Source organism: Sphingomonas sp. (assembly GCF_051962185.1).
GTDB lineage: Bacteria > Pseudomonadota > Alphaproteobacteria > Sphingomonadales > Sphingomonadaceae > Sphingomonas.
This window is the reverse complement of record NZ_JBQCCN010000207.1, coordinates 1-7,773: the sequence shown is the minus strand read 5'-3', so window position 1 is coordinate 7,773 and position 7,773 is coordinate 1. Positions and strand designations below refer to the sequence as shown.

The window sequence follows — 7,773 nt, the reverse complement described above, 5'->3', positions numbered from 1 at the left end:
CCCGCGCCGATCCCGCCGCAGATCAAGGCGATGCTGGACGCCGCGATCGCCTCGGGCAACGAGAGCGAGGTCGCGACGATCGTCAAATATGCCAGCACCGCCGCGCCCGACAGCAAGGACGCGATCGCCAAGCTGGCCGGCGACTGGAAGAAGAAACGCGCCGACGAAAAGACCGCCAAGCTGCAGAACGCCGGCTTGTTCGACCTGTGGTCGGGCCGCGCTGAACTGGGCGGTTTCATCTCGACCGGCAATAGCGAAAGCGAAGGCGTGTCGGCCTCGCTCGCGCTGACCCGCGACGGGCTCAACTGGCGCCAGAAGCTGAAATTCCAGGCCGATTACCAGCGCAACCTGGGGGTCACGTCGCGCGAACATTATCTGGCGTCGTGGGAGCCCAATTGGAAGCTCGACGGCCGGTCCTATGTCTATGGCTCCGCACTGTTCGAGAGCGACCGGTTCCTGGGCTATACCCAGCGTTATTCGGCGTCGGTCGGCGCTGGCTACAGCGCGCTCAAGACCGACAAGGTCAAGCTCGACCTCGAGCTCGGGCCGGCCTATCGCGCTACCAGCTTCACCGACGGCGGCGACGAGCGCAGCATCGCGGCGCGCGGCAGTCTCGATTTCTCGTGGAAGCTCGCCAAGGGGCTGCAATTGTCGCAGAACGCCGCCGCTTATATCGAGCATTACAATTCGACGGTGACCGGAACGACCGCACTCAACGCCAAGGTGCTGGGTCCATTGTCCGCGCAATTTTCCTATAATGTTCAATATGAAAGCATGCCGCCCGAGGGGCGCGTGACGACCGATACGATCAGCCGGGCGGGCCTGGTCTACGCTTTCTGACGCGCGCTCGCTTGCGTTCGCGCACGCCGCCTGACATTTTTCCCCCCGCGACTTTTATCGAGGGGGATGAAGTATGCGTTTCGTTATCGCGCTCGTCGCCACGGCCGTCACCGCCTGGGCGACGCCGGCCCTGGCCACCGATTGGTATCTGGTCGGCATTTCCGACAACCACACGACCGCATCGTTCGTTGACAAGGACAGTATCGCCGACATGGGCGAGAACATGCGCCGCGCGCGCACCTATCAGGTGTTTTCGGAGACCGCGAGCGACGGGTCGGCGGCGTACAATCCGTATCTCGAATTCGACTGCGTCGAGCCGCGCTACCGCTTCGTCAGCATCAAGAGCGTCGACATCAACGGCAATGCGTTCCGCGACGACGAAGGATCGGGCAAGTGGCGGGCGATCGACAAGGGATCGCTCGACGAAGCGCAGCAGACCTTCGTCTGCTCGAACGGCGCGCGACCCGCGAACGCGGTCAGCTATGGCGCGGGCCCGTTGATCCAGCGCGGCCGCGCCAAACTCAACGGAACGAAGAGCTACGGCGGTCATTGAGGCGCCGCAACGGCTTCACCTATCGCATGCGACCGCCTAGAGCGGCGGGATGACGGACAATGGAGAGGCCGTGACCCTGGAACGCGTGCGCGGCGAGCCGATGCTCGACCTCACGCGCGCCTGGGCCGCGATCAATAGCGGGACGCGCAATCTCGCCGGCTTGCGGACGATGGCGGGTGCCTTGGCCGACGCCTTTTCGGCGCTGCCCGGAAACCTGACGCTAGTCGATCCGGCGCCGGCGACCAGTGTCGCCTCCGACGGCAAGATCGGGGCGTTGGATCATGGCCAGCACCTCGTGCTGCGCGTGCGGCCTGAGGCGTCGGTGAGGATGCTGTTCACCGGGCACATGGACACGGTGTATCCCGCCGATCATCCATTCCAGGACCAGACATTCCTCGATCCCAACACGCTCAACGGACCCGGGGTCGCCGATATGAAGGGCGGGCTCGCCTTGCTGCTCGCTGCGCTGAAGACGGTCGAGGCGTCGCCGGTCGCGAGCCGCATCGGCTATGACGTGATGATCAATTCCGACGAGGAGACCGGATCCTTCTCGTCCTCCGCGCTGATCGCGGAGCTCGCCCGCGGCAAGGTCGCGGCGCTGACCTACGAACCGGCGCTTGCCGACGGCACGTTGGCCGGAGCGCGCGGCGGCACGGGCAATTTCTCGCTCGTCGTCCACGGCAAGAGCGCCCATGCCGGACGCAATCCCGATGACGGCCGCAATGCCATCGTCGCGGCCAGCGACCTCGCGGTGCGGCTCTTTGCTGCCAAGGAGGAAGGACTCGCGGTCAATCCGGCGCGGATCGAAGGCGGCGGCCCCAACAACGTCGTCCCCGACCTCGCCATCCTCCGGATCAATTTCCGCCCCGCCTCGTCGCAGGCGATCGCGCGCGCGCAGGCGGCGATCGACGATGCGGTGGCAGAGATCGCGGCCGCGCGCGACGTCAGGATCGAGGCGCATGGCGGCTTCAACCGCCCGCCCAAGCCGATCGACGACGGCGCCGCGAAGCTTTTCGAGCTGGTCAGGCAGGCCGGCGCCGGGCTCGGCCTCGCGAGCGGGTGGAAAGCGACCGGTGGGGTATGCGACGGCAACAACATCGCCGCCGCCGGCGTGCCCGTCGTCGATACCATGGGCGTGCGCGGCGGCGCGATCCATTCCGCCGAGGAATTCCTGCTGGTCGACAGCCTGGCCGAACGCGCGGCATTGTCCGCGATCACCATCATGCGCATCGCCAAAAAGGGGGGATTGTGAGCTTCCGTATCCGTGCCGCGAACGACGAGGATCTCGACCATCTCTACGAGATGGCGAAGCTGACCGGCGGAGGCTTCACCAACCTGCCGGCCGATCGCCGCGCCTTGCGCCGCCGCCTGGCGGCGAGCAGCGCCGCCTTTGCGCGCAGCGAGGACACTCTGGGCGACGAAGCCTTCGTGCTGATGCTCGAAAACACCGACACCGGCGAAGTCCGCGGCACTTGCCAGATGTTCAGCCAGGTCGGACAGCAGCATCCCTTCTACAGCTATCGCATCGGCACGCTGACCCAGAAGAGCGAGGAACTCGATCGCACCTTCCGCGCCGAGATGCTGACCCTGTCGACCGACCTCGAGGGATCGAGCGAGGTCGGCGGTCTCTTCCTCCATCCGGGAGAGCGTGCCGGCGGGCTCGGCATGCTGCTCGCGCGCAGCCGCTATCTGTTCATCGCGATGCATCGGCCGCGTTTCGGCGACCGCATCCTGGCGGAATTGCGCGGGATCATCGACGAAGCCGGTGGATCGCCCTTTTGGGACGGACTCGCCGGGCGTTTCTTCGGAATGAATTTCCAGGACGCCGATCGCTTCAACGCGACCCACGGCCACCAGTTCATCGCCGACCTGTTTCCCAAGCATCCGATCTATGTCGCGATGCTGACCGAGAGCGCGCGCAGCGTCATCGGCCTGCCCCACCCGTCGGGCCGCGCGGCGATGCGCATGCTCGAGAACGAGGGATTCGCATTCGAGAATTACATCGATATTTTCGACGGCGGCCCGACCATGACAGCGCGGACCGACAAGGTACGCAGCATCGCCGATGCGGTCACGCGCAAGGTCGTCGCGGTCGATGACGACGGCGGCGAGCGCGGCTTGGCCGCGACCGGGCATTTATCGAATTTCCGCTGCGCCTATGCCCGGCTGCGCGATGCCGGCGGCGGCGTGGTGATCGACCGCGCCGGCGCCGCGGCGCTGGGCATCGGCGAAGGCGACGACGTCACCTATATCGGGCAAGCCTGATGGCATTGGTCGAGATCAATTTCGACGGCATCGTCGGTCCCAGCCACAATTATGCCGGCCTCAGCCCGGGCAATCTCGCGGCGACCAGCAATGCCGGCCTGACCTCGCGCCCGCGCGAGGCCGCGCTGGAAGGCATCGCCAAGATGCGCGCCAATCTTCGCCTCGGGCTGGCCCAGGGCATCCTGCCGCCGCACGACCGGCCCGACGAGCGCTGGCTGGCGGCACTGGCGACCGATTACGGCGCGGCCGCGACCTATCTCAAAGCCCAGGCGCTGTCGGCCTCGCCGATGTGGGCGGCGAACGCGGCGACGGTCTCTCCCGCGCCCGATGCCGGCGACGGCAAATGCCATTTGACCGTCGCCAATCTGGTGACGATGGCGCATCGCAGCCACGAATGGTCCGAGACGCTGGCGCAACTCCGCCTCGCCTTCGCCGATGCCGCCTTCGCGGTGCACCCCCCTGTCCCCGCGCCGTTCGGCGACGAAGGCGCCGCCAATCACATGCGGCTGTGCGAAGGGCACGGGGCGCCGGGGATCGAGATCTTCGTCTATGGCGAAAGCGGCGGACCCTTCCCCGCCCGCCAGCGCCGCGATGCGTCCGAAGCGGTGGCGCGCGCGCATCGGCTCGACCCCGCCCACACGATCTTCGCGCAGCAATCGGTCGAGGCGATCGCCGCCGGCGCGTTCCACAACGACGTCGTCGCGGTGGCCAACGAGCGCGTGCTATTCGCGCACGAACTCGCCTTCGAGGACAAGGCCGGGCTCTATGCCGACATCGCGCTCAAGGCGCCCTGGGCGGAGATCGTCGAGGTGCCGGCGCATCGCGTCAGTCTGGCCGACGCGATCCAATCCTATCTGTTCAATGCGCAATTGGTCACGCTGCCCGACGGCGCGATGGCGTTGATCCTGCCCGGCGAAGCGCGCGGCAACACGGCAGTCTGGTCGTGGCTTGGCGAGATGATCGCGGGCAACGGCCCGATCCGGCGGCTCGAAGTGGTCGACGTGCGCCAATCGATGCGCAACGGCGGCGGGCCGGCGTGCCTGAGGCTGCGCGTGGTCTGCGACCCGGCGACGGTCGATCCGCGCTTCCTGGTCGACGAGGCGAAGCTCGATCGTCTGGCGGCGGTGATCGAAGCGCATTGGCCCGAAGAGATCGCGATCGCCGAGATCGGCGATCCGGCGCTGATCTCCCGCATCTGCGCGGCGCGGCGCGCGCTGCTCGTCGAACTGGAATTGATCGGATTGCTCGACCGGTGAGTCGCTATCGGATCGCGAGGATAATCGCGCTCCAGAATGCGATGCCCAGCGGAAGCGCCAGGATGAACGCGGTCCCGGGCGTGCCGCGGCGGTCTCCGGGGGGCCGGTGTTCGATCGGCGGCATTGGCAGCGTCTTCATCACGCCTCTCCCAATTCCCCTCGATCATATTCCATCTTGGTAAACGAACCATTGCGACCACGGTTGCGCGGCGGGCCACGCCGCGACCGCTCCGGTGTCGGATTAACTTACAGATAACCATGTTCGTTAAGGCGAACCCGCGCTTTTCCGCCATTGGCACGCGTCATGCGTAAACGCGTGCATGTTCCGCAAGATCGCCCGCCTGTTCGTCATCAAGACCAAGTTCGAGGCGTTCATGGTGATCTACGGCCTGGGACTCGGCGCGGTCGAGCGCGGGGTTCATTACCTCCACCAATATCCCGGCTTCGGCGGCTGGATGCTGTTCTCGGTCTGCCCGATCGCGGTGTTCATGGCCGGGGCACGGATTCTCGACTCGGTCGAACGCAGCAACTGAGCCGGCCCAGCCTGGCGGGCGGATCGAAGGCCTGACTATCCCAGAAGGTAGGCGAGCGCTTCTTCCTCGTTGTCGAACAGCCCGATCTCGCGCTCACCGATCATCCGGCGCGCCTGCATCTTGTTGAGCCCGTAGCGCGCGACGATCGCGAGGCGCCGGGGCTTGAGTGGCACGGTGTCGGTGGTGTGCTGCACCAGCGCGACGATCTCCGCCGCCTGGATCTCCAGCGCACGCGCATCGATCAGGAAGAGGTGCGTGCCCGAGGGCACGTTCAGCCCCTGCACCGCCGCCTGCTCTTCGGCGGCGATGCGCTGCACATCCTCGGGCGTCATGAAGCCGGCAAGCCGCAGCGTCACCAGCAGGCGTGCCGGATCGACCGAAATGGCGTGTTGCGCCGGCTTGCCCAACGGTCGCTTCAACTCGGCCTCTGAGGGTTTGCGGTTCAGCAATATCGACGCGGATCGAGCCGCGCCGTCTACCACCAGGCGTCAGGGCGTGCCTTGAACCCGGCACGTTCCTCGATCGCGAGACAGGCATCGAGCACGCCCTGCTCGTCGAGCGCCTTGCCGATCACCTGCAGCCCGAGCGGCAACCCTGCCATGTCGAGTCCGCCCGGGACCGACATCGCCGGCAGGCCCGCCAGACTCGATGGCACCGTGAAGACGTCGTTGAGATACATCGCGATCGGATCGGCCGACTTTTCGCCCAGCGCGAACGCCGCCGACGGCGCGGTCGGGGTGAGCAGCAGGTCGCAGCTCTTCCAGGCCTCGTCGAAATCGCGCGCGATCAACGTGCGGACCTTCTGCGCCTGGGTGTAATAAGCGTCGTAGAAGCCCGCCGACAGTACATAGGTGCCGATCAGGATGCGGCGCTTGACCTCGTCGCCGAAGCCCTGGGCGCGGGTCGCGGCGTACATTTCCTGAAGGTTGGCACCCTCGGGCAAGTCGCGCAGGCCGTAGCGCACGCCGTCATAGCGCGCGAGGTTGGACGAGGCTTCCGCCGGCGCGATGATGTAATAAGCCGGCAGCGCGTATTTGGTGTGCGGCAGCGACACCTCGACCACTTCGGCGCCGGCGTCCTTCACCCAGTCGATGCCCTGCTGCCACAGTGCCTCGATCTCCGGCGGCATGTTGTCGACGCGATATTCCTTGGGAATACCGATCCTCTTGCCGGCCAGGCTGGCGTTGAGATTGTCTTCCCACTTGGGCACGTCGAGCTGCAGGCTGGTCGAATCCTTGGCGTCGAACCCGCTCATCGCTTCGAGCATGATCGCGCAGTCGCGCACATCGCGCGCCATCGGCCCGGCCTGGTCGAGGCTCGAGGCGAACGCGATGATGCCCCAGCGCGAGCAACGGCCATAAGTCGGCTTGATCCCGGCGATGCCGGTGAAGGCGGCGGGCTGGCGGATCGAGCCGCCGGTGTCGGTGCCGGTCGCCGCCGGGCACAGCCGCGCCGCGATCGACGCCGAGCTGCCGCCCGACGAACCGCCCGGCGCCAGCGGAGCGTTACCGCCGTCAGCGCGCCGCCACGGCGAGACGACGTTGCCGAAATAGCTGGTCTCGTTCGACGAGCCCATCGCGAACTGGTCCATGTTGAGCTTGCCCAACATGCCCGCGCCGGCGTCCCACAATTTCTGGCTGACGGTCGATTCGTATTCGGGCTTGAACCCTTCGAGGATATGGCTCGCCGCCGCCGACTGCACGCCCTTGGTGCAGAACAGGTCTTTCATGCCGATCGGCACGCCGGCCAGCGGCTTGAGCGGCTCGCCCGCCGCGCGCGCGGCATCGGCCGCTTTGGCCGCGGCGATGGCGTGATCGGGGGTTTCGACCAGGAAGGCGTTGAGCTGCTTGGCCTTACTCACCGCGACGATGAACGAATCCGCCACTTCGCCGGCGGAAAAGGCACCGGTGCGCACGCCATCGCGCAGTTCGCGGACGCCGAGATCGGTAAGGTCGGTCATTATTCGATCACCTTGGGCACGGTGAAGAAGCCGTGCTCGGCCTGGGGAGCGTTGGCCAGCACCGCGTCGCGCTTGCCGCCGTCGGTGACGACGTCGTCGCGCAGGCGCAAATGGTTGGCAATGACCGCGGTCATCGGCTCGACAGACGCGGTATCGACCTCGCCCAATTGCTCGATCCAGCCCAGGATATTGTCGAGTTCGGGCGCGATCTTCGCGACCTCCTCGTCGGTGATCGCGATGCGGGCCAGGCTCGCGATCTTCTTCACGGTTGCGGCGTCTACGGACATGCAGGCGCGGCTAGCAGAGCGGCCGCCACGATTGCAACCGCCGCAACGATCAGGCACGGGTCCTTGGCTGCAATCGGAG

Annotated in this window: 10 protein-coding genes; 6 read left to right on the top strand and 4 right to left on the bottom strand. The window is 66.5% G+C overall.

The features are described from left to right. The 5 genes from ACTHJR_RS13225 to ACTHJR_RS13205 form a co-directional block, all read left to right on the top strand. A partial coding sequence (locus tag ACTHJR_RS13225) for a DUF481 domain-containing protein (RefSeq protein ID WP_440523700.1) occupies positions 1-840 on the top strand: 840 nt, incomplete at its 5' end. Between the two features lie 73 nt (positions 841-913). Continuing rightward, positions 914-1,393 carry a surface-adhesin E family protein gene (locus tag ACTHJR_RS13220; protein WP_440523699.1) on the top strand — a complete coding sequence of 160 codons (480 nt, stop codon included), beginning with the start codon at positions 914-916 and terminating at the stop codon, positions 1,391-1,393. 49 nt (positions 1,394-1,442) lie between these two features. Further along, on the top strand, positions 1,443-2,645 hold the full coding sequence (locus ACTHJR_RS13215; RefSeq protein ID WP_440523698.1) for a hydrolase: 1,203 nt from the start codon (positions 1,443-1,445) through the stop codon (positions 2,643-2,645). After that, positions 2,642-3,658 (top strand): arginine N-succinyltransferase, encoded by a 1,017-nt coding sequence (locus ACTHJR_RS13210; RefSeq protein ID WP_440523697.1) that lies wholly within the window; start codon positions 2,642-2,644, stop codon positions 3,656-3,658. Before ACTHJR_RS13215 ends, ACTHJR_RS13210 begins: the two co-directional genes overlap by 4 nt. Further along, positions 3,658-4,914 carry an N-succinylarginine dihydrolase gene (locus tag ACTHJR_RS13205; protein WP_440523696.1) on the top strand — a complete coding sequence of 419 codons (1,257 nt, stop codon included), beginning with the start codon at positions 3,658-3,660 and terminating at the stop codon, positions 4,912-4,914. The genes ACTHJR_RS13210 and ACTHJR_RS13205 overlap by 1 nt, the downstream gene beginning before the upstream one ends. Before the next feature lie 4 nt (positions 4,915-4,918). Here the strand turns inward: ACTHJR_RS13205 and ACTHJR_RS13200 are convergent, their stop codons facing one another. Further along, a complete protein-coding gene (locus ACTHJR_RS13200; protein WP_440523695.1) occupies positions 4,919-5,056 on the bottom strand; it encodes a hypothetical protein in 138 nt (45 codons plus the stop codon). Positions 5,057-5,234: 178 nt separating this feature from the next. Between ACTHJR_RS13200 and ACTHJR_RS13195 the strand changes: the two genes are divergently transcribed. Then, the gene (locus ACTHJR_RS13195) at positions 5,235-5,447 is read left to right on the top strand and encodes a hypothetical protein (protein WP_440523694.1); all 213 of its coding nucleotides are present in this window, start codon (positions 5,235-5,237) and stop codon (positions 5,445-5,447) included. Between the two features lie 35 nt (positions 5,448-5,482). Here ACTHJR_RS13195 and ACTHJR_RS13190 read toward each other — a convergent pair whose 3' ends face one another. From ACTHJR_RS13190 to gatC, 3 genes are read right to left on the bottom strand one after another with little or no spacing between them, the layout of a single operon-like run. Further along, complete coding sequence (locus tag ACTHJR_RS13190; RefSeq protein ID WP_440523693.1) at positions 5,483-5,866, bottom strand: hypothetical protein; 384 nt, start codon at positions 5,864-5,866, stop codon at positions 5,483-5,485. A 56-nt stretch (positions 5,867-5,922) separates the two neighbouring features. After that, complete coding sequence (gene gatA / locus ACTHJR_RS13185; protein WP_440523692.1) at positions 5,923-7,407, bottom strand: Asp-tRNA(Asn)/Glu-tRNA(Gln) amidotransferase subunit GatA; 1,485 nt, start codon at positions 7,405-7,407, stop codon at positions 5,923-5,925. Then, positions 7,407-7,694, bottom strand: coding sequence for an Asp-tRNA(Asn)/Glu-tRNA(Gln) amidotransferase subunit GatC (gatC, locus tag ACTHJR_RS13180; RefSeq protein WP_440523691.1), 288 nt, complete (start codon positions 7,692-7,694; stop codon positions 7,407-7,409). The genes gatA and gatC overlap by 1 nt, the downstream gene beginning before the upstream one ends. Positions 7,695-7,773: the final 79 nt, after the last annotated feature.

Coding starts and splice junctions, on each gene's coding strand:
- ACTHJR_RS13205 (WP_440523696.1), top strand. CDS start 3,658: ATGGCATTGGTCGAGATCAATTTCGACGGCATCGTCGGTCCCAGCCAC.
- gatA (WP_440523692.1), bottom strand. CDS start 7,407: ATGACCGACCTTACCGATCTCGGCGTCCGCGAACTGCGCGATGGCGTG.
- gatC (WP_440523691.1), bottom strand. CDS start 7,694: ATGTCCGTAGACGCCGCAACCGTGAAGAAGATCGCGAGCCTGGCCCGC.
- ACTHJR_RS13220 (WP_440523699.1), top strand. CDS start 914: ATGCGTTTCGTTATCGCGCTCGTCGCCACGGCCGTCACCGCCTGGGCG.
- ACTHJR_RS13215 (WP_440523698.1), top strand. CDS start 1,443: ATGACGGACAATGGAGAGGCCGTGACCCTGGAACGCGTGCGCGGCGAG.
- ACTHJR_RS13195 (WP_440523694.1), top strand. CDS start 5,235: ATGTTCCGCAAGATCGCCCGCCTGTTCGTCATCAAGACCAAGTTCGAG.